Raw genomic sequence first — 19732 nt, 5'->3', positions numbered from 1 at the left:
GTGTAATGTGTGGCTAATAAAAAAGGATGATCGTATGATGCCCGCTCGTGATGATCGATTAAATAGAGAAAATTTTTGGGAACAACAAGCTGAAAAGTTAGCATGGTTTAAGCGTTGGAAGAGGGTTCTTGATTGGCAAGAACCGTACGCGCATTGGTTTTCTGGCGGCACGCTCAACGCGTCGTACGCTTGCGTTGACGTGCATATCAAAAATGGTCTTGGTAATAAAGTTGCCTACCATTGTGAAGACGAGCAAGGAAATGCTGTTACTTGGACCTATGCCGAGTTGTATAAACAAGTTAATCAGTATGCGCATGCGTTGCAAAAAATTGGCGTGAGCAAAAATGATATTGTGATGGTCTACCTGCCAATGATTCCGCAAGCGATTGCAGCCATTTTGGCAATCGCACGCCTTGGTGCTACGCATTCGGTGGTGTTTTCAGGTTTTAGTAGTCATGCGCTCAAAGATCGAATTGATGATACGCAAGCAAAATTTGTTATCACCGCTGATGCGGGTGTTCGTCGTGGGAAAAGAATTGAACTTAAAAAAATTGTCGATCATGCCGTGAGCGAATGTTCTTCAATTGAAAAAGTGTTGGTGATAAAACGCTTTGAACAAGAAGTTTTTTTACAACCAGGTCGTGATGTTGTTGCGGATGATTTTTTTGAAGAGAATGTTTTTGTTGAACCGGTTGCGGTTGAAGCAAATCATCCGTTGTTTATATTGTACACGTCAGGAACTACGGGAAAACCAAAAGGCTTAATGCATTCAACTGGCGGCTACTTGACGTACGCACGAACGACGATGGAGTGGGCGTTTGATCCAGATCATACGTCGGTTTATTGGTGTACGGCAGACATTGGCTGGATTACTGGTCATTCGTATGTTGTCTATGCACCATTATTGCTTGGACTTACCTCCGTCATTCATGAAGGCACGTTGGACTATCCAGATCCATCGGCATGGTGGCGTTTGGTTGAAAAATATCGTGTTTCAATTTTTTACACGTCTCCAACTGCTATTCGCATGTGCATAAAGTATGGTGATCAATGGCCGGCAGCGTGCGATCTTTCAAGTTTAAAAATATTGGGAACCGTTGGGGAGCCAATCAATCCTGACGTGTGGCGCTGGTATCATGAACGCATTGGTGCCGGGCGTTGTCCAGTGATTGATACCTGGTGGCAAACAGAAACTGGTGGCTTTATGATTGCGCCAACCGCGGGCCTTGATTTGGTAGCGCTCAAACCTGGTTCTGCAACCGTGCCACTGCCAACCATAGCTGCAGAAGTTGTTGATACGCATGGCAATCCAGTGCCGGCAGGAACCAAGGGATATTTAGTTATCAAAAAACCATGGCCCGGTATGACGATTGGTGTGTACAATGATCCAGAGCGATTTAAAGAAGTTTATTGGAGTCGCTTTAAGGGCATGTATTATACCGGCGATTATGCGCGCGTTGATGAAGACGGTTATTTTTGGTTACTTGGTCGAGCTGACGAAGTAGTTAACATTGCAGGGCATCGCATTGGTACGGCAGAAATAGAAAGTGCTGTGGTAACGTTGCTGATGATTGCAGAAGCGGCAGCGATTGGCGTGCACGATGAATTGCGCGGTGAGGCGGTGGTGTTGTTTGTTATTTTGAAAAATAGTGGTAGTGAATCTCACGATCATGTCAAACAACAGATTACCCAGGTAGTGCGTGAGTACATTGGTGCTTTTGTGATGTTGTGTGGCATTTATTGTGTTGATAAATTGCCTAAAACACGTTCAGGAAAAATTATGCGTCGCTTGCTTAAGGCGGTTGTTGAAGGATCGCCGGTTGGTGATGTGAGTACGCTTGAAGATGGCGCGTCGCTTGAAGAAGCGAAACAAGCGTATTTGCAATTGCAAACAATAATTAACAAGACAATAGCGACATAATAAATAGGTATGTTCTAAGTCCCGTTCTCCCTGAGGAGATCGATGTAATCGATCGTCTCGAAGGGTCGATGTATATTCAACACTTCGAGATGCGCCTATGGCGCTCCTCAGTGTGAACGGAAAAAATAGTGCATTGGGGGGAAGGCAGGCTAAAATTATCGAGTTCGCCTCATTTATCCTTGTATTTGAGTGCAAAATATTTTTCAACTGTGTTGACTTGCGATGTCGGATATTTGAGTGCCGACTTGGCGAGTTTGTCTCTAAATGCTTGTGATATATCAATGTTGGTAAGGTTCGCAAAATTTAGGCAGCAAAATAAAATATCGGCTAGTTCTTCTTTAACTTGAGTTTTGAATTTTTCATTTTGTTCAAGCTCTGTATAAATTTTTTCGGTTGAGCGCCACAAAAATAATTCCAAAAGTTCGCCAGCCTCAACGCTTAAACTGGCAGATATATCTTTTGGGCTGTGGTACTTTGCCCAGTCGCGTTCGTTGATGAATTTTTGTGTAAGTTCGCTGAGTTCTCGGAGTGTTGTGTTGGTATCGTTTTTCATGATGGGCCTTGTTTTTTGTGAAATAATATCAGCAGCGATAAATGCCTGCTCGTTTGCTCAGTGGCCTGCGACCTTTGCCAAAGCGCACGCCTTCTTCTGGCGTTGGTATGATACTTGGCGGGGCACCCGTTGTTTTTTTTTCTGATGTTGGTTGCGCTGTTTTTGGTGCGATAGTTCTAAAGGTAATATCAGTTATTTGTTCACGGTTGCCATCTTCATTTACCACCCATGCTTTGGTAATGACAGGAACCATGAGTGGTTCCTGCAAAATGCGTCCTTGTTCTTCGGCAGAATCTTTTACTGTCGGTTCTTGTTTTTCTTCTGTTGTTGGTAGAGCGCGTTGCGTTTCTGGCGTTGGAATAACATAATTGCCTGAAGGGTCTATGAGTGGCAGTACCAATTTGGTTATGTAATCTCGCTGCTCGTGCGATGGAAGTGGTGACTGCAAAAGATTGAGCAAGAGTTTTTTGAACGCAAGTTTTTCTTCTGGCCCTTGTGTTGGCAGTTCGTAAAAAAGACTCATAAAAATAGCTTTAATATCTTGTTGTATTGCTTCATTTAAAGCGTCTTTTGGTGTTGTTTTAATGAGTAGATTGAGTGTATCTATTTTTTGATTAAAATTGAGCGACATTAACATGTCTATATCTGAAATGTTTGTTGAGAATAACGATCCAAAGCTAAAAAATATGCCAAACAGTAAGCCTATTTTTAATAATATTTTTTTCATGATATGGTACACGCTTTTTGCTTATGTTCTTTTTGCCATGTTATTTCTGCTGTGCGTAGTAGGGCTGCAAGCTCTTGGTGACCGAGTTCTTCTGCGTAATCTGCTGCTGTTTTGTTTGTGGCATTTTTTAGTGTTGGGTTGGCGCCGGCAGCTAGAAGCAGCGCTATGCAATTAGTGTGATTTTGTTTTGCTGCCCAATGTAATGGTGTTGCTTGTTCAATGAAATTAATTGCATTAATTGGTGCATTATTATTCAAAAGAAATTGTACGATGTCTGTGTAGCCTTTCCATGCAGCGCAATGGAGAGGTGTGCCGCCGTGTGGTGTGGTGGCAGAAATATCAGCACCGTTATTAACGAGTAATTCAGCACATTTAAGATGTCCTTCACTCGCTGCATGATGAAGCAACGAGCCTTCTTCATATTCAAGATTAACATTTTTATGGAAAAGAAGAATTCGTTCTAATGCTTCGTGAAGCCCTTTTTTTACCGCCGTGATCAGTTGTTTGTCTTCAAGGCAAAAGTCATCGGGAATGCTTGGGCAGATGGAAAATTCTTTTTCTGTAGCAGTTCCTGCTGCTATGGCGGTGCTGGCAAATATTACAGCAAAAATTAGCGAGTAGTGAAATGTTTTCTTCATAACAGATTCTCCATAATTTTAAAAAAAATGATTTCGATCTTTTGTTATGACTGGATTATAGCACGCTAAAAAATTATGCCAAAAAAGAAGTGCTGGTCAATGGTTACTTGCAAGAATATGAACCGCTACGGTAGAGCCAATGCCGCCCATGTTGTGTGCAAGGCCAGTGCGTGCATTGGCAATTTGTCGTTTGCCGGCAGTGCCGCGTAGCTGTCTGATAAGTTCAATAATTTGTGCAAGGCCAGTGGCGCCAACGGGATGTCCTTGTGCTTTGAGTCCACCAGACATGTTGACGGGTAGGGTGCCATTGAATTTTGTGGTGCCTTTTTGTGTTGCGTAAGCTGCTTGTCCCGGTTCAAAAAAACCTAAATCTTCAAGCGCCATAATTTCGGCCATGGTAAATGCATCGTGCACTTCAACCAGATCAATATTTTCCGGCTCAATGCCAGCTTGTTGATAAGCACTATGTGCGGCTAATTTTGTGGCGACAAAAGATGTGAGTGTCGTGCGTTCGCCAAACATTAATGAATCAGTGGCAACGCCAGAGCCAATGATCAACACCGGCTTGATGCCTTTGCGTTTCGCAAATTCTGGTGTTGTGATAATGATCGATGCAGCGCCGTCAGAAACTGGTGCGCAGTCAAAAAGACCCAGTGGGTCGGCGACCATTGGTGCGTGTAGCGCCGTTTCAAGAGAAATGTCTTTGGTAAAATGTGCGTTGGGGTTTAAGCTTGCGTGCAAATGATTTTTAACGCTCACGTGTGCAAGGTGCTTACGCGTAATGCCGTGCTCATTAAAATATAAACGCGTGATGAGTGCAAAAAGGCTTGGGAAAGTAAGGCCCACAAAATGATCTGTTTCCTGTAAGCTGGCGCCAATCATACTCGTTGCCAGTGTGCCGGCATCAACATCAGTTAATTTTTCAACGCCGCTGACTAGTACTACTTCTGCCTTGCCGGCTTCAATAAGTGCTATACCTTGTTGCAGTGCTAACGCACCTGATGCACAGGCTCCTTCAACGCGCATACTTGGAACATTGAGATTTAAAATATGTGCAGCTAGTGCGCCAAGATGTACTTGACCTCCGGTACTTTCTCCACACATGTTGCCGACCACCAGTGCTTCAATTTCTTGTGCTGAAATATTAGCATCTTTGAGGGCTGCAAGTTGGCTGTATGCAAGTAAATCTTGCAGCGAACTTTCCCACAATTCACCGAATTTTGTTTGGCCAATGCCGATAATCGCAATGTTCATAATGCACCGTACAAGCAGGTTAAATGATGAAGATATGTTGCGTAGGAAATATACTTTTTTTCTGCCAAATATTCTTGGGTGCGACGTGCTTTATTTTGGACCGATAAAATTTTTTCAGTTGTTTTAATTACGAAAGCATCGCAGCCGCTGCCGCTGCCATAACTAACTAATAGAATAGTTTGGTTGGGTAGTGCGTTGTCCAGTACCGCCGTAAGACCCAAAAGTGAATTAGCGCTGTACGAGTTGCCCATTTTTTCAACAAGTAAGCCGTTGGCCAGTTGGGCCCGAGAAAAACCAAGTTGCCTGGCGGCCATCACGGGGAATTTACCATTTGGTTGATGAAAAATAACATGATCGATGTCGGTTGGTTTGAGGTTGTGTGCCGTTAAAAGTTGTTGTGTTGCCGCCACAACATGCGCAAAGTAAGCTGGTTGTGCAGTAAAACGTCCGCCATGTTCTGGGTAGGCAGCTGATGAACGACGCCAAAAATCTGGCGTGTCTGAACTGTACGATAATGTTCGTTCAACAATTGCGCACGCTTCATCAAGATTGTTTGAAACAATAAAAGCGGCGGACCCAGCGGCGGCGGCATATTCTAAAATATCTGTTGGCTTTGCTTGAGCGGTATCGCTGCCGGCGGCCAACGCGTACGAGGCCATCCCAGCCTTAACCACACCAAGAGCGGCTTGCAGGGCAGCGGTGCCGCCTTTGCAAGCAAATTCAAAATCGGCAGCCATATAATTGGTGCCAATCCCTAAAGCTTCACCTAAAATTGTTGCGGAAGGTTTGACGGCGTAGGGATGGCTTTCGCTGCCAACATAAACTGCTTGCAGTGATGGTGCTGGTAACGTTGCCCGTTTTAAAGCATTTTTTGCCGCAGCAACGACCATCGTGAGGCTATCTTCATCTTTGCCCGGGACTGATTTTTCGGCAATTGCTAGTGAGTTGATAATCTGTGTAGCATTGTCGTCAAGAGCTTGTGCGAGTTTTTCAACGCTGATTCGGTAGCGTGGAATGTAAGCCCCGTAGCCCATAATGCCACCAATCATAGGGACCCTTTCGTCAAAAGTGTGCGCGCATGCGCAACTGAAATTTTTTTCTTTGTGATCATTTGGTGGGCAATATTGTCGATAGCCTGGCCGGTAGCGCCCGCGGTAATGGCAATGTTTTGGCTGTGCAGTCGCATGTGCCCGTGCTGAATTCCTTCAGTTACCAATGCACGCAGGGCGGCAAAGTTTTGTGCCAGTCCTACAGCTGCAGTAACGCCGGCAAGTTCTTGTGCGCTGGTAATGGTAAGAATTTTTCTGGCGATACAGGCAGTTGGATGACTTTTAGTTATTCCGCCAACGGTTGCGATGGGTAGGGGCATTGCTAGGTGTCCCACTAAATCGCCTGCTTCATTTTTTTCATACCAGCTAAGTGGTTGGTAGCGGCCCGTGAGAGCGGCGTACCCATGTGCTCCTGCTTCGATGGCCCGGGTATCGTTGCCGGTGGCCAACGCGACCGCAATAACGCCGTTCATAATTCCTTTATTGTGTGTTACGGCTCGATAGATATCGGCTGCTGCAAAGGCACTGGCTTGTATGATAGCATCGATAGTTGGTAACCCCAGCGTTTCTTGGTCCCAGGTGCCGGTAACGTGGACTAAGCGATCGGGAGAAAAATTTGAAACAATACACAATCTGACCAGGCCACCGCATACTTTTTGAATGAGTGGTGCAATAAATTCTGTCATGGTGTTAACAATGTTGGCGCCCATGGCATCACCGACATTCACGTGCAATTTTATAGAAAGGCATAGGTCTTTGTTGAGTACAAGCTCTTGAGCAGTCAGATCTACTGCCCCTCCGCCATGCTCGAGCAGTATGGGGTCGAGTTGGTTGGCAAGCGCAAGGAGCTCTCTTTTTTTGTTGTTCAAAGCTTCGAGTGCGTTAGCAGAATTGGATATATTTGCTAACAATATTTGGCCAATCATGAGTGGATAGCCGCAACTAGTGGTAAAACCGTCGGCATTTCGCGCGAGTTTGGCGCCGTGCGAGGCGGCTGCAATGACGCTTGGTTCTTCAGTGACCATTGGAATCAGATAATCTTGACCGTTGATCATGAAATTGGTGGCGACGCCAAAAGGCAAAGACATGACTGAGATGACATTTTCGCTCATTTTTTCGGCGAGAGGAATGGGAAGGGAGGCCCCCGACTCTAGCTCTTTGATTTCTTGATGAGTAAGGTTGGCAAAGGTTTCGACGTATTTTAAACGCTCGCTGAGGGATTTTTTATGAAAAGCAGGGATTCGACTGTTTTTGTCTTTCAATGTAACCACCACGAGATCAGTCTATTTTGGCTTGCTTGTTTATCTCTAATTTGAAGAATATCGTGGAATGTAATGGATATTCGGGCCTCTGTCAATTGCTTATTCTTGAGGCTTTTATTCTTGAAAATGCTTTCGTTCTTATAATTTTTACTAAAATCATTGCAATTAGTAATTGCTATTTGATATTTTTGTAAGTAGTAGGCGGTAATAATAAGGAAGGAGTATCATGACGACATTGTGCTCAATGGTAAGGAAAGTGTGTGTGTTGCTGGCGGTAGCTGTGCTGACAATGCATTCCGTTGCTTTTGCGGCTTTTAATATTCCAGACAATTTTGCAAGTCAGGCAGATATTGATACCCTTATTAAGAGTTATTTTACCAAAATTGGGGCTATGGCAGTTGTGGATCAGAAAATTCAAGCGCTATCTTTGTTGCTTGACCGTTCTGGTAGGGCGACATTTAATGCTAGAACCAAAACTGATTTTGGTAATTTACTTGATGCTACCAACAAATTGGCTACAACTGAAGGTACGCAGCTTGCCATGTTGCCGATTCTTTCTCGAGCACAAGCGAGTTCATTGCTTTCTCCGGTCCAGCAAAAGTATGTGGCAAAAACCATGGTGCCAAGACTTTTAAAGAGTCTTGTTATGGCGGCAGCACAAAAAACTACCTTTCAGGATAGTTTGCAAAGTCTTTCAGCGCTTGCAAATCCAACTAACTTTTCTACCAAGGGTGGCTTGCGAGTGGTTCTTAATGCTGGCATTCGTGATATGTTTTATAAATCACTTGTTCAGTTGTACGATCAACGCGCCAGTCAGTCTGATCAGGCACAAGCGCAATTGCGTGAGTTGATGCGAAACGTTTTGCAAGGCAATGTACCTTTGCTGGATAAGGTGCGTCGTCAGTATGTAAGCCAGCAATTATTGCCAGCGTTGGACAAATTCAAAGATTTAAAACAAGCAAATGTGCTTGGTGTATCGCCAGCGGTTGCGACGGTAGCAAATGCATCAATGGTTGAGTCGGCAGACGTGACGCAGCAAGTATTGACTGATGACCGCGTAACGCGCTTGCTGGCAAGTATTAGCAAACAGCCGTTGCTTGATGATCGGTTGCGCTTTTTGTCAAAATTAACAGCAGGGGCTAGTGCGGGTGCTTTTAGTACCGCAACGCAGCAAGCATATGCGGATGCATTGGTAGCGCTTGCTACGCAAAGTAAAGATATTGCAAAGAAAACACTTGATTTGCTTAATGCAGCGCGTACGTCTCCACTTTTAACTAAAGACCAACAAACGTACGTTTCTTCGACCATGATACCGGAGCAGATCAAGCCTGTGGTGGTAGTACGTGATAATCAAGCGGGTACTCCAACCAAGCCTGGCAAAAGAGTAGGCACTAAAAAACAACGGAAAAAAGCTCAACAGCAAAAAAGTGGCGCTCGAAAGGGAGCCAAGATTGGCAAAAAGATGATGAAAAAAAATCCTAAAACGAATAGTGTGAATTAAATGAATTATGATGAAAAGAGGAGATATGAGATGAGTGGAAACATAGTGCAGGCTATTTTTTAAACTTTGGTGCAGGAACAGAATCTTACGCTGTTACCAAAGCATCTCATTATGAGCGACAAGTAAATAAGTAAGAAAGTAGTAAAGGAAGTGGAAGAGATTACAGCGAAAGCTGAGGAATCGAAATAATAAGGAGATCGATGATGAAGAAGATAAGTTTGAGTGGGCTCTTGTTAATAGCCCTTACGTTGGCATCAAGTGCCATGTTTGCAGCTAAATCAGACTCGACAGTCAAGACAGTCAAGACGGGTAAAACGGGTAAGAAAAAAGCTAAGAAGGTAGTTAAAGTTAAAAAGCTAGTCGCTGTTAAACCGGCTGGTTCGGCAAAAGCCTCTACCAAAGATCTTACCGATGAAAGCATTCAAAAGTCATTGCAAGATTTAAGTAACAAATCGCACGCTGATAAAATAAATGAATTGGTTAAATTGGCCTCAGAAGCAGATGCTGGCGATTTTACCGGTAAAACGCATCGTGCGGTTGGTAGTGGCGTTGCACAAGTATTAAAAGAACATAATGATCTTACAACTGCAATGCGCAATTTGTTAGTACAAGCAAGTACTTCGCCTCTTTTGGCACAAGCACAACAACAATATGTTATCTCGACATTGATACCGAATTTGCCACAAGCTATGCAAAATGTTCCAACGTTGGGGCAACCTTCCGTTGGTAAGAAACAAGTTTCTACGAAAGCTCAAGTCGCTAAGAATATTAAGAAAGCTCGTGCCGGAAAAGTTAAAGTAGGCAAAGTGAAAAAAGCTGGTAAAAAAGCTGTAGGCAATGTTGGTAGTCAAAAAACAGGCAAAAAAATACGTAAAAAAGGTAAAGGGAAAAAAGTAACCAAAAGTACCACTACTGCCACATCAGGTACAACTGTAGCAGCAGACAATGCCGAGACAGAAGACTCAGTTGTAGATGATCAATCCGCTGATCAAAATTAAAAAAATAGGAGAATTTAATCATGAATAAGAAGTTTATAAAATCACTTGCTGGGGTTGCGATGTTGGCAACCAGCATGGCTTACGCAGATGATGCGTCAGTTCAAAATTCGATCAATCAATTCAGTGGACAATCGATTGATAGTACATTGATAAATAATGTTACATCGTTGGCTACTTCTAATAGCGCGGGTACTTTTACTGCTCAAACGCAGCAAGCGTTTGCTAATTTGCTAATGCAATTGATAAGCGAACATGCAGCGAGTGTTACTCAATTACAGACATTGCTTCAATTTTTAAGTTCTTCCCCATTGTTATCAAAAGCTGATCAAAAAGCAATTACTCCCGTAATTGCAAGCTTGACGGCAGTGGGGTCAACTCCTTCGGCACCGGTAGCAGCGGCAGCAACTCAAGCAGCAACGCAAGCAGCAGCTTCGGCAACGCAAGCAGTAGCTGAATCAGCAGCGACTGGTACGTCGGCAGCAGCAGCAGTAGCTGCAACGACAGCAGCAGCTGCAGCAACACAAGCAGCAGTAACAGCTGCAGCGACAGGAACGCCAGCAGCAACACAAGCAGCAGCGGTTGCAACGCAAGCAGCAGCGACAGCGACGCAAGCAGCGGCGGTAGCAGCTTCGACTGGAACGCCTGATGCAACGGCAGCAGCTCAAGCAGCAGCTGAAAAAGCAGCTCAAGCAGCAGATAAAGCAGCTCAAGCAGCAGCTCAAGCAACACAAGCGGCAGCTCAAATATTGGCTGAAAAAACAGCAGCTGAAAAAGTAGCAGCTGATAAAATAGTAGCGGCTTTGAGTGCGTTGGCAAACCCTGCTCCAGGTTCTTCGCCAGCTCAATTAGCTCTTAATGCGTTGCAAGCATTCCAAGGTATGCCATCGTTGGATTCAAGTATTCAAACTGCTTTGAGTCAAGCAATTACTGCTTTACAAGGTAGGATTGCAGTAAGTCCAGTAACGCCAACAGGTACTCCAGTACCTCCAGTAGTTGTTTCTGTTGACCCAGTGCCGCCAGTCGTAGTGGCAGGTCCAGCTCCAGTTGCAAATCCAGCGGTTACGCGGACATTGAGCGATATTGCTGCGTTGAGTGTTCTTGTTAATGCAGGAGTTACCGGTGCTCCTATGACGTCAGCCGTTCAAACAGTTAACAACGATTTAACAGATCCGGTTGTGGCTAATGATCCATCAGTTGTGGCTGCTTTGACGCCAGCAATTAGAGCGGCTCTTGTTGTGCCACAAGGTGTTACTCAAGTTTCTGGAACATCAGCAGCGTCAGCTCAACAAATTACGCAAGCATTGACTGACATTGCAACATTGGCCAGCCTAGTAGTTAACATCTCGGATTGGAATAATGTAAAAAATATGGTTGCTGTAGTACCGGCAGTTCAAGCGGTTAATGCTGCTTTGGCTGTTCCTGAGGTTTCAAGTGATTCATCAGTTCAAGCTGCTTTAAATCAAAATCCAACAATTCAGGCTGCGAGAAATACTGTTGCTCTAATGCCACAGTTGATTGTTAAGACTTTGACTGATATTGCTGTGGTAGCTAAAATGATGCCAAACGCTGCAAATACATCTCTTGATGAGCAAGTTGCCGTAGTGACTGTAGTACAAGAAGATTTACAAAATTTGAAGAATATTAAGTCGCAAAATAATCCATTAGTTCAGGCAGCGTTGCAGCCAATTCAGTATTATATGGACCAAGTTAAAAATCTTCAAGCAATGGCAGCTCAAGGCGGTCAAGGTGGCAAATACAACAAATACAACAAATACCAAGGTAAGAAAGAATACAAAGGTAAAAAAGGCAAAAAATAAGCGCCAATTTTAACTAAGTTTGAGTGAATTTTAAATTCGCTAGCAAAATAAGAAAAGGCCGCTTTTTTAGCGGCCTTTTCTTATGCCATAATTTTTTGTTGTTTGACAATAACTCATTGTTTGATAAAGTTTTTGCACGGAAAAAATATGTGCCTTCACTCTATAAACACAGCTAAGAAACAAGGGATTTTTCTATGCGTAACTTTTACGTCAAATTGATAGTTGTTTTTCTTTGTTCGCAGAGTTTGCTTTTTGCTGGTCGAGAATTTACGGGCCGAATGTATGGAGACTTTGAAGGTTGTATACAAAAGTTTTCGCAAAATTTTGAGCAGACCTTTTTAGAGCGACGCGAATTAGAGCCACGTGAACGAGATCGTTTTTTATTGTTAGAAACTAACGAGAATGATCTTACAATCCTTCATAGTGCTGTGTACGATGGAAATCTTTCATTGGTAGAAAATCTTATAAAACGGGCGCGAGCATGTCTTTCAGATGACGAATTTCATTATTTTATTAATAAGCCAGAAAAAAGTTGTGGATGGACGCCTTTGCATATTGCGGTGGCAGTCAAGTTTGTTGAAATTCAAGCAACACTAATTTATGCTGGGGCGAGTGTTTTAAAGAAAGATTTTGAAGGCCTTATGCCGGCAGAACTTGCTGAGTTGATTACTGATCTTGAAAATTTTGGTAATAAATAAATTGTATAGAAATGTTATGTATTGAGAGCTTGCGAATTGCATTCGCAGGCTTTTTTTTTATAAAGATACGCCTATACTTTGGTGATATTTATCGATCAAGAAAAATAAGGAGTGGCGTATGTTTAGCGATAGTCCGATTATCGATTGGCGCTTGTATCCTCAACGATATCGCTTGATGGGGGTGCAATGTGCTGTGTGTTATCAAAAATTTTATCCAAAAAAATATTTATGCACGTGTGCAAGCACGGAATTTAAGCCGGTTGAGTTGAGTCATTGTGCGACGCTCTTGTCGTTTACGCAGGTCATGCATGCGCCGCGTGAGCATAAAATGTATGAGCCGTACTGTGTTGGTTTCGTTCAACTAGCAGATGGTCCGCGTATTATGACGCAATTGGCTGATGTTGATTTTGAAGAGCTGATCATTGGTATGCCTTTAAGAGCAGCTCTGCGCAAATATTATGTTTCTGGACTGAATGGCATCATTCATTACGGTCTTAAATTTGTGCCGGAGCATCGCGCATGAGTAATGTGGGTGGATACGGTAAAATAATTTTGTTTGGTGAGCATTTTGTTGTGTATGGCTTGCCAGCTCTTGTATTTGCATTGCCGCAGCAAACCCATGCGGTTGCAAAAATTATTAGTGGTCCGTCGCGCGTTGTTGACCAGCGTTGTTTTGCTGATAATTCATTGAAATGTTCGGCTGAAAAACTGAATCATTTTTTATCAGCGATAATCAATTTTTTGGGCATCACGCAATCGCTTGAAGTTACGTTGTCGGGCGATTTAGTGGTAATGTCGGGCGGTACCGGTTCCAGTGCGGCAGCTGCGGTGGCAACTGCGCGAGCTATCAACAAAACATGTAATCTCAATCTTGATGATAATGCTATCAGTATGGCTGCTTTGCAGGCTGAGAAAATAGCGCACGGCAACCCGAGTGGGATTGATAACACGGCAGCAACGTTTGGTGGCTTTTTTATTTTTGAAAAAGGCAAAGACCTACATTTTTTTGGATCACGAGCAGACCTGCACTTTGTTGTGATTGACAGTGGCATGCGTAGTCAAACGAGTGGTGCAGTGGTTGCAGTTCAACGTTATCGTGCTAGGCGGTCTGAATGTTTTGCTCGCTTGTGTGCTGATTATGAGAAACTTTTTTCGTTGGGTGTGCAAGCTGTTGAGCAAGGCAATCTTACGGCATTGAGCATGTGCATGACCATGAATCATGAGTTATTGAAAGAGCTTGGTGTTTCAAATGCGGACCTTGAAGCTATTATCAAAAAGACTCTTACTGCCGGCGCGCTGAGTGTTAAAGTGACGGGAGCTGGTGCTGGCGGGGCGCTTGTTGCGTTGACAAAAAATAAGCAGCAGCAACACGAAGTCGCTACTGCTTTACAAGCGCAAAATTTTTTTGTGATGCCGGTTACTTTGAGCATGCCTTTGCAAAATACTCAGCAACCACAGGCCAGTTGATTACATTCCACCACGTGTTAACATAATCAATGCGTTTGTTTTGGTATTTTAAATAATACGCATGTTCCCATATGTCCAAGCCAAGAACAGGGATTAATCCATCCATCATGGGATTGTCTTGATTGGCGGTTGATGTGATCACCAAATTATTATCGCTATCAACACATAACCATGCCCAACCGCTGCCAAAACGTGTTTTTGCTGCTTCAATAAACAATTTCTTAAAATTTTCAAAAGAACCAAATGTCTTATCAATTGCTTGTGCTAATTTGCCTTCAGGTTGTCCGCCGCCTTGTGGTGACATAATCAGCCAAAACATTGAATGATTGGCATGTCCACCACCATGATTTTCAACGACCTTGAGTAAACTTTCTGGTAATGTTTTGGTGTGAGCAATTAAATCAACGAGTGACTTGCTTTGAAATTCTGGATGTTTTTCAAGGCATTCATTCAAGCTGTTGATGTACGCTTGATGATGTTTGGTGTGATGAATATTCATGGTTGCTTCGTCGATGTGTGGCTCAAGAGCATTGTAAGTATACAGCAGTGCTGGCAGTGAAAACGGATATTTGAGATCGCCAAACGTGCGCAGTGCGCGTGTGGTTGTTTTCTGTATTGATGTTTCTTGTGTGCTGCGAACGTAAAAAAGTACCCCCACGCCAAAAATGACGATAACGAGGCAATAGAAAAATAATGACATGAAAAACTCCTTGTTTGATTATTACATTAAATAAGGGCAGGTGGCTAGCAAGCGTTCTTTATGCTACACCAAGAATATTATTTAGAAAAGTAGGGGTACGTTTTCTGTTTATATAACGCTCTTTCGATCATTATGATTTTTGTAAATTAAATGATTGACCCTTTACTCACCGTCGATGGCCACACTTGTATATTCCAAAAGATTGCATACATTTTTCTGTTTTTGCATCATGATCCCGCTCGTGCTGAGCTTGTCGAAGTATGGCGGGATAGAAGTGGGCTTCGATTCTTCTCGGCTTTTCAGACAGACAAAAAAGAGCCCGTTCAGATGCTTCGACAGGCTCAGCACGAACGGAAAGATACAAAAAACTGCTCTGGTCAAGTAAATGTAGATACTTTTTAAGAGAGATTTAATTTTTTTTCATAGGGTTCAAAATTACCGTGTTGATAATTTTAATACCCATTGCCGCCCACTCGTGATTGATGTTTTTTTCGCGGTTATTTTCAAAGCAGATTGCAATCACGCAGTCGCCTCCACCAGCGCCAGAAAATTTGGCACCAGTGCCGTGCTTTTGCGCCGCGGCAATAAGCGAACTCATGACGGGAATGTCAATTTGTGCGTCAGACAAATCTGACAAATTTCGCAGTGATTTTTGTTGTTGATTAATTAAATCAATAATTGTTTGTTGTTTATTATTTTCAAGAGCTGTTTCTAGTTCAAGAATAATTTTGTTGGTTGTCGTGCACCAGTTTTGGTATTGTTCGGTATGCTCATTTTTAAAATGTAAAATGCGCTGCGCAAGGGTGGTTGTTGAAGCGCTTACGCCGGTGAAGCCGACGCACATATGAAACTTTTGCGGCAGTGTGATTGGCTTGATGATCAGCCCTGGCCATGGTTGTTCTATAATTTTTTTAATCGAATCGGTTCTTTGTGTGGCAAGCCATGCGGCATCAAAGCGCTGGTAGCTGAGTGGCTGGGCGTACGTTGACGCAGCGATATCAAACCCGCTGCCGATTTTTTTTTGTGCGTGATAATGTGCCAGCGTTGCTAGTTTGAAAATAGTAAGATCGTCTGCAATAAATTGATGCAACGTAAGTAACGCGCGTGTTATGCCAACGCACACGGCAGCACTGCTGCCAAAGCCGAGTTTTTGTTGATGATAAAAAAATTGGTCGGTATTGATGGTGAGATTAAATTTTTTGAGTGTGACCTTGTGTTCGTTTAAAAAACGCAATGTGGTGTTGAGTACCGCTTGTGCCATAAAAAGTTGTGAGTCGTTCGATGCAATTTTGTATGCATAATTTTCGTACGTAATTATTGCATTGGCAATGCCCAGCGTTGGTGCTGATAGTGTTGATTCTGTTGCTTCTTGAATCTGACAGATTGCAAAACGATTGATAGGAAGAACGATGCAGCGATTATCTGGTTCAAGAACGCTCCATTCGCCCGCGAGCATCAGTTTGCCGGGCGTGTGAATGGTAATCATGTGATTATTGGCTCACATGCAATGCGATTACGGATAATGTTGTTTACTTCGTTTAATGCCATGAGTGTTTGTTCGATAATTGCCGCATCGCGTTCTTCACACAAAATTTTAACATTGGGGCCGGCGTCGGTGGTAAAGTAGCAGAGTATGCCGGCAGCGCGCAGCCGCTGGACCGTTTTAATAACTACCCACGATGCGCCTGAAAGATACTCGAGTGGTGGTTGTGTATCGCGCATGGACTTATACATTCCGTGCCAGTCAGCTTCTGCTAACATCCCGACCTGTTCTAAATCGCGTTTTGCAATCGCTTGGTGCATGGCACTGATGCGTTTTTCAGATTCTGTGCACCAGGTGTTAAATGATGGGCTGGTGGTAACGGTTAAGCGCATGCCGTCTCGTGAACTCATTTTTTTTATTGATGCATCAACGACTACCACCAAAATGCGTAATGTTGGCCAATGGTTGGCATCGTACAATTGTTCGGCAAAGCAATTGTTTCCGTTTGCAAGAGTGCCTTTATGCCACACAACAAAGCCACCAAGGACTGAGCGAGCGGCAGAGCCTGAGCCCAAGCGTGCGCGTTGAGAAAGTTCTTGCTTGCCGAGTTTGAGATCAAATAATTTATTCAAACCGAGTGTAAGAGCTGCAAAGCCACTCGCGCTGCTAGCAAGGCCGGCTGCCGTTGGAAAGTGATTGTGTGTGGTGATTTTGATTGGTTGGGTAATACCGTAATCACGGCGTAACTCGTTGACAAAGTTCATAATTTTTTTTTCAAAATTTGATTGGTGGTGCTCTGTTGTTACGATCTTGTCGTGCTCTGCTGTTTCAAATTCTGTTGTCGTTGTGAGTGCTGAAAGTCCCACAGAAAGACTACTTTTGGCTGGCAGCATGAGCCGTTCGTCGCGCTTGCCCCAATATTTTATGAGAGCGATGTTGGCGGTGGTCGTTACAGACACGGTGTTCTTTTTCATGATGCAGGGAAACTTTGTTGTTGGGATCTGAGCTTTATTATTGCTACTCTCCGCCCTAATTCAGCCCCGTAGAGGATGGTGCCTGCTAAACCTATAATTTCTGCAATCTGATCGTTGAGCCATTCTTTTTCTGTAGAGGATAAAAAATCTGCTAGAGATATATTTTTTTGTAAAAGATGGAAATTATTTTTGATAATTTTTATTGCTTTAATGAAATACAAAAAACTTTCTTTGTTTTTTGGAGTAACGTCCTTTTCAAATTGTTGAGGGAGGAGATCTATATCGTCCAAATCTTCTTGGGAAAAACTTGTCCCCATGTTGAGCTTTTTAAATAACTTTTTGTTTCCGTGAATATCTGCTTCTTCAATAAACAGTTGAATTTTGACAAATAAGTCCATTATTTTATTTGTGGTCTTAGGAAGGCAATTTAAATCAAAATCGCGAATAGTTTTCATGCTGAGCGAGATGGTAGTCTTAAAATCTTTTTTTTGATGTGTTTCTGTTGCCGCTCCAACAAGAGTTTTTATGCTGAAAAATGCGATCAATAAAATATAAATCATGCGATTCATCTGTTGTCTTTCTATCAATAGTTTGGTGAGGGTTGGTATTGTTAGGATTTCAGATTATGATTATAAACTTTGAAAATATTTATTCAATTCGAGTGGCGTTCTTGCTAATAATTAAAGTTCATGCTGCTCAATTGTACATTCAGTATTGCTAGGTCATTTTGAGTAAGAATCTCGCTCACTGATGTTAGTATATTTTCGATATGGTTTTCGATATCTTTTTGTTGCTCTGCCAAAAGATAATGTTTTGATGAACGGACTTTTTTTTGTAGGAGTAAGAAATTTCTTTTGATGATTCTAAGTTGCTTGATCAAGCTGGTATATGCCTGATTATCAGTTTCAAATGGCGTAGTGATCGGCAGGTCTATTTCTTGACTGGTAAAATTTGGTCCTAAGCCTAACCGTGGCAGGAGCTCTAAAGGTGTTGCTATGCAACGAATGAAATAATTGATTTGCTGAAACAACTTAAGCAATGTTGGATGTGACTGAGCGTATGTATGAAATCTCCACAAAGTTTTTATGCTTTCAATGATAGCATTTTTATATTTGCTGGTGTACTGGTAACTCTGAAGAACATTATTAATGTTCTCTATAATTTGGTTGATTACGCTTTGCGTCCATGCTCGATCGCCACGGTTCATTGTTCCTAATTCTGAAAGATCACTGTTTATGCAATAAAATCTTCCTTTGAGAATAGTAAGAGCTTGAATAAAAGATGGTGTTTCTTGGGGAGTAAGATTTTTTTCTCCATCCAGTTGAAAGGATGCTAATGTATCAAGTTCGTCAATTTCTTGTTGCCGAAAGCTAGGTCCCAGCCCCAGTTTTGGAAATAGTGCTGACGACATTTCTTCGTCTGTCATAAATTGTTTGATTGTTACAATTACATTAAAAAGCGATTCTTGTCTGTCATATTGGTTATAAAAATAGGTAATAATTTTTAAGTTGTGCAGAATGGCTATTTTACCATCTTCTGGCTTTTCTGCTTTGTTGGCGGCGCAATGCAGCTGTGGCATACTGAGAAAGGCAATAAAAAAGAATGGAACGATAAGAAGCATGTGGATACCTTTCTTTAAATAATCAATAAAGCATATCCTCAGATGATCGTATGATCGTGCTTCAAGTATTTTTAGTCTTTTTGTTGATTCGAGTCAATAGTTTGCGATTTAGTCGAAAAATAATTTTTTTAATAATTTTTGTTTGATGTTCTGTAATTGTTTTTTATATTAAAAAATTATCGAAATTCGATAAATTCTTATTGATATTCGATATTTTAACTGATAATATTTGAGCGGAGTAAAACAAATCAACAACCTTTTTCTGAAGGGAATTTTCTATGAATAACGTTAAACGTTATGCTCGTCGGCTCGAATTATTAAGTATGGCTTTGGTGCCACTGGCTTTCTGCTTTCTTTTATTGAAATGGTTCTTTTGCAAAATTCCGATGGACGGAAATTTTTGTAATTTTTATCTTCGTTTGGCATACGATTTTGAAGCAGTAGAGCTGCCTTTAATTTTTAGATTTTTTGGCATCATGATTGATGGTGTTGGCCTTGGTCTTTTGTGCTACGGGATTGTGTTGTTTACCAAAAGCTTGCGTTTGTTTCAGCGGGGCGAATTTTTTTCATTGCACACCACCATACTTTTTAAGCGTATCAGTAAAATATTGCTGTGTTGGGCTGTGTACTCACCACTCAGCAAAACCTTGAGCACGTTGGTGGCTACCGCAACCAACTCGTCGGGTAATCGAGTGCTTGCGATAACGTTTGGCCATGACGATCTGCTCAATATTTTTATGTTTGGTTTTTTGGTAATGATTACTTCATTGATGCATGAAGCGTACCAATTGAAATCTGAACAAGATCTTACGGTTTGAGGTTTTTTATGAGTATTATAGTGAAACTTGATGCATTATTGGTAGAGCGCAAAATGAGATTAAATGAATTGGCCGAGCGCGTTGGCATTACGGAAGCGAATCTTTCTATTTTAAAAATGGGAAAAGCGAAAGCGATTCGTTTTGCAACGCTGGAGCGACTTTGCAAAGAACTGAGCTGTCAGCCGGGTGATTTGTTGAAATTTTGCGACGAAAAAGATGAGTAATGTTTTTTTGTGAGTTTCAAAAGAGGC

21 protein-coding genes are annotated in these 19732 nt (G+C 42.4%); 10 read left to right on the top strand and 11 right to left on the bottom strand.

Features of this window, described 5'->3' with window-relative positions:
• Window positions 1–34 precede the first annotated feature (34 nt).
• The gene (gene acs / locus IPF37_01990; GenBank protein ID QQR49594.1) at window positions 35–1921 is read left to right on the top strand and encodes an acetate--CoA ligase; all 1887 of its coding nucleotides are present in this window, start codon (window positions 35–37) and stop codon (window positions 1919–1921) included.
• 169 nt (window positions 1922–2090) lie between these two features.
• Here acs and IPF37_01985 read toward each other — a convergent pair whose 3' ends face one another.
• The 6 genes from IPF37_01985 to IPF37_01960 form a co-directional block, all read right to left on the bottom strand.
• Window positions 2091–2474 carry a nucleotide pyrophosphohydrolase gene (locus IPF37_01985; GenBank protein ID QQR49593.1) on the bottom strand — a complete coding sequence of 128 codons (384 nt, stop codon included), beginning with the start codon at window positions 2472–2474 and terminating at the stop codon, window positions 2091–2093.
• A 28-nt stretch (window positions 2475–2502) separates the two neighbouring features.
• Window positions 2503–3201, bottom strand: a complete 699-nt coding sequence (locus IPF37_01980; protein ID QQR49592.1) for a hypothetical protein — start codon at window positions 3199–3201, stop codon at window positions 2503–2505.
• A complete protein-coding gene (locus IPF37_01975; GenBank protein QQR49591.1) occupies window positions 3198–3839 on the bottom strand; it encodes an ankyrin repeat domain-containing protein in 642 nt (213 codons plus the stop codon). Before IPF37_01975 ends, IPF37_01980 begins: the two co-directional genes overlap by 4 nt.
• Window positions 3840–3935: 96 nt before the next feature.
• Entirely contained in the window at window positions 3936–5093 is a 1158-nt protein-coding gene (locus IPF37_01970) for a thiolase domain-containing protein (GenBank protein ID QQR49590.1), read from the bottom strand.
• Window positions 5090–6142 (bottom strand): hydroxymethylglutaryl-CoA synthase, encoded by a 1053-nt coding sequence (locus IPF37_01965; GenBank protein QQR49589.1) that lies wholly within the window; start codon window positions 6140–6142, stop codon window positions 5090–5092. Before IPF37_01965 ends, IPF37_01970 begins: the two co-directional genes overlap by 4 nt.
• Window positions 6139–7413: a hydroxymethylglutaryl-CoA reductase, degradative gene (locus IPF37_01960; GenBank protein QQR49840.1), complete on the bottom strand. Its 1275-nt coding sequence runs from the start codon at window positions 7411–7413 to the stop codon at window positions 6139–6141. Before IPF37_01960 ends, IPF37_01965 begins: the two co-directional genes overlap by 4 nt.
• A gap of 217 nt (window positions 7414–7630) precedes the next feature.
• Here IPF37_01960 and IPF37_01955 point away from each other — a divergent pair, with 217 nt between their 5' ends.
• The 6 genes from IPF37_01955 to mvk all read left to right on the top strand — a co-directional run bounded on the left by IPF37_01955 (window position 7631) and on the right by mvk (window position 13885).
• Window positions 7631–8905: a hypothetical protein gene (locus IPF37_01955; protein ID QQR49588.1), complete on the top strand. Its 1275-nt coding sequence runs from the start codon at window positions 7631–7633 to the stop codon at window positions 8903–8905.
• A 200-nt stretch (window positions 8906–9105) separates the two neighbouring features.
• The gene (locus IPF37_01950; GenBank protein QQR49587.1) at window positions 9106–9903 is read left to right on the top strand and encodes a hypothetical protein; all 798 of its coding nucleotides are present in this window, start codon (window positions 9106–9108) and stop codon (window positions 9901–9903) included.
• Window positions 9904–9923: 20 nt separating this feature from the next.
• Window positions 9924–11720 carry a hypothetical protein gene (locus IPF37_01945; GenBank protein ID QQR49586.1) on the top strand — a complete coding sequence of 599 codons (1797 nt, stop codon included), beginning with the start codon at window positions 9924–9926 and terminating at the stop codon, window positions 11718–11720.
• 194 nt (window positions 11721–11914) lie between these two features.
• Window positions 11915–12418 (top strand): ankyrin repeat domain-containing protein, encoded by a 504-nt coding sequence (locus IPF37_01940; GenBank protein QQR49585.1) that lies wholly within the window; start codon window positions 11915–11917, stop codon window positions 12416–12418.
• Window positions 12419–12536: 118 nt separating this feature from the next.
• Complete coding sequence (locus IPF37_01935; GenBank protein QQR49584.1) at window positions 12537–12941, top strand: Zn-ribbon domain-containing OB-fold protein; 405 nt, start codon at window positions 12537–12539, stop codon at window positions 12939–12941.
• Entirely contained in the window at window positions 12938–13885 is a 948-nt protein-coding gene (gene mvk, locus IPF37_01930) for a mevalonate kinase (GenBank protein ID QQR49583.1), read from the top strand. Before IPF37_01935 ends, mvk begins: the two co-directional genes overlap by 4 nt.
• Here the strand turns inward: mvk and IPF37_01925 are convergent.
• Window positions 13836–14585, bottom strand: coding sequence for a superoxide dismutase (locus IPF37_01925; protein ID QQR49582.1), 750 nt, complete (start codon window positions 14583–14585; stop codon window positions 13836–13838). The two genes, mvk and IPF37_01925, sit on opposite strands and share 50 nt — an antisense overlap.
• Window positions 14586–14735: 150 nt before the next feature.
• Between IPF37_01925 and IPF37_01920 the strand changes: the two genes are divergently transcribed.
• Window positions 14736–14987 (top strand): hypothetical protein, encoded by a 252-nt coding sequence (locus tag IPF37_01920; protein QQR49581.1) that lies wholly within the window; start codon window positions 14736–14738, stop codon window positions 14985–14987.
• Window positions 14988–14994: 7 nt separating this feature from the next.
• On the opposite strand, the gene IPF37_01915 is transcribed toward IPF37_01920, so the two are convergent.
• From IPF37_01915 to IPF37_01900, 4 genes are all read right to left on the bottom strand, one after another.
• Window positions 14995–16071 (bottom strand): phosphomevalonate kinase, encoded by a 1077-nt coding sequence (locus IPF37_01915; GenBank protein ID QQR49580.1) that lies wholly within the window; start codon window positions 16069–16071, stop codon window positions 14995–14997.
• Window positions 16068–17042 carry a diphosphomevalonate decarboxylase gene (gene mvaD / locus IPF37_01910; protein QQR49579.1) on the bottom strand — a complete coding sequence of 325 codons (975 nt, stop codon included), beginning with the start codon at window positions 17040–17042 and terminating at the stop codon, window positions 16068–16070. Before mvaD ends, IPF37_01915 begins: the two co-directional genes overlap by 4 nt.
• Entirely contained in the window at window positions 17039–17497 is a 459-nt protein-coding gene (locus IPF37_01905; GenBank protein QQR49578.1) for a hypothetical protein, read from the bottom strand. The genes mvaD and IPF37_01905 overlap by 4 nt, the downstream gene beginning before the upstream one ends.
• A gap of 218 nt (window positions 17498–17715) precedes the next feature.
• On the bottom strand, window positions 17716–18663 hold the full coding sequence (locus tag IPF37_01900; protein QQR49577.1) for a hypothetical protein: 948 nt from the start codon (window positions 18661–18663) through the stop codon (window positions 17716–17718).
• 278 nt (window positions 18664–18941) lie between these two features.
• Between IPF37_01900 and IPF37_01895 the strand changes: the two genes are divergently transcribed.
• Both IPF37_01895 and IPF37_01890 read left to right on the top strand, forming a co-directional pair.
• A complete protein-coding gene (locus IPF37_01895; protein QQR49576.1) occupies window positions 18942–19481 on the top strand; it encodes a DUF2975 domain-containing protein in 540 nt (179 codons plus the stop codon).
• An 8-nt stretch (window positions 19482–19489) separates the two neighbouring features.
• Complete coding sequence (locus IPF37_01890) at window positions 19490–19705, top strand: helix-turn-helix transcriptional regulator (GenBank protein QQR49575.1); 216 nt, start codon at window positions 19490–19492, stop codon at window positions 19703–19705.
• The last annotated feature ends 27 nt before the right edge of the window (window positions 19706–19732 follow it).

This window comes from bacterium, from assembly GCA_016699045.1.
Classification (GTDB): Bacteria; Babelota; Babeliae; order Babelales; family RVW-14; genus AaIE-18.
The sequence above is the reverse complement of the archived record's forward strand: the minus strand, read 5'-3'. Positions and strand labels throughout refer to the sequence as shown.

What these genes read in the sequence shown, in the direction of transcription:
- acs (QQR49594.1), top strand. Translation starts at nt 35, where the DNA reads ATGATGCCCGCTCGTGATGATCGATTAAATAGAGAAAATTTTTGGGAA.
- IPF37_01985 (QQR49593.1), bottom strand. Translation starts at nt 2,474, where the DNA reads ATGAAAAACGATACCAACACAACACTCCGAGAACTCAGCGAACTTACA.
- IPF37_01980 (QQR49592.1), bottom strand. Translation starts at nt 3,201, where the DNA reads ATGAAAAAAATATTATTAAAAATAGGCTTACTGTTTGGCATATTTTTT.
- IPF37_01975 (QQR49591.1), bottom strand. Translation starts at nt 3,839, where the DNA reads ATGAAGAAAACATTTCACTACTCGCTAATTTTTGCTGTAATATTTGCC.
- IPF37_01970 (QQR49590.1), bottom strand. Translation starts at nt 5,093, where the DNA reads ATGAACATTGCGATTATCGGCATTGGCCAAACAAAATTCGGTGAATTG.
- IPF37_01965 (QQR49589.1), bottom strand. Translation starts at nt 6,142, where the DNA reads ATGATTGGTGGCATTATGGGCTACGGGGCTTACATTCCACGCTACCGA.
- IPF37_01955 (QQR49588.1), top strand. Translation starts at nt 7,631, where the DNA reads ATGACGACATTGTGCTCAATGGTAAGGAAAGTGTGTGTGTTGCTGGCG.
- IPF37_01950 (QQR49587.1), top strand. Translation starts at nt 9,106, where the DNA reads ATGATGAAGAAGATAAGTTTGAGTGGGCTCTTGTTAATAGCCCTTACG.
- IPF37_01945 (QQR49586.1), top strand. Translation starts at nt 9,924, where the DNA reads ATGAATAAGAAGTTTATAAAATCACTTGCTGGGGTTGCGATGTTGGCA.
- IPF37_01940 (QQR49585.1), top strand. Translation starts at nt 11,915, where the DNA reads ATGCGTAACTTTTACGTCAAATTGATAGTTGTTTTTCTTTGTTCGCAG.
- IPF37_01935 (QQR49584.1), top strand. Translation starts at nt 12,537, where the DNA reads ATGTTTAGCGATAGTCCGATTATCGATTGGCGCTTGTATCCTCAACGA.
- mvk (QQR49583.1), top strand. Translation starts at nt 12,938, where the DNA reads ATGAGTAATGTGGGTGGATACGGTAAAATAATTTTGTTTGGTGAGCAT.
- IPF37_01925 (QQR49582.1), bottom strand. Translation starts at nt 14,585, where the DNA reads ATGTCATTATTTTTCTATTGCCTCGTTATCGTCATTTTTGGCGTGGGG.
- IPF37_01920 (QQR49581.1), top strand. Translation starts at nt 14,736, where the DNA reads ATGATTGACCCTTTACTCACCGTCGATGGCCACACTTGTATATTCCAA.
- IPF37_01915 (QQR49580.1), bottom strand. Translation starts at nt 16,071, where the DNA reads ATGATTACCATTCACACGCCCGGCAAACTGATGCTCGCGGGCGAATGG.
- mvaD (QQR49579.1), bottom strand. Translation starts at nt 17,042, where the DNA reads ATGAAAAAGAACACCGTGTCTGTAACGACCACCGCCAACATCGCTCTC.
- IPF37_01905 (QQR49578.1), bottom strand. Translation starts at nt 17,497, where the DNA reads ATGAAAACTATTCGCGATTTTGATTTAAATTGCCTTCCTAAGACCACA.
- IPF37_01900 (QQR49577.1), bottom strand. Translation starts at nt 18,663, where the DNA reads ATGCTTCTTATCGTTCCATTCTTTTTTATTGCCTTTCTCAGTATGCCA.
- IPF37_01895 (QQR49576.1), top strand. Translation starts at nt 18,942, where the DNA reads ATGAATAACGTTAAACGTTATGCTCGTCGGCTCGAATTATTAAGTATG.
- IPF37_01890 (QQR49575.1), top strand. Translation starts at nt 19,490, where the DNA reads ATGAGTATTATAGTGAAACTTGATGCATTATTGGTAGAGCGCAAAATG.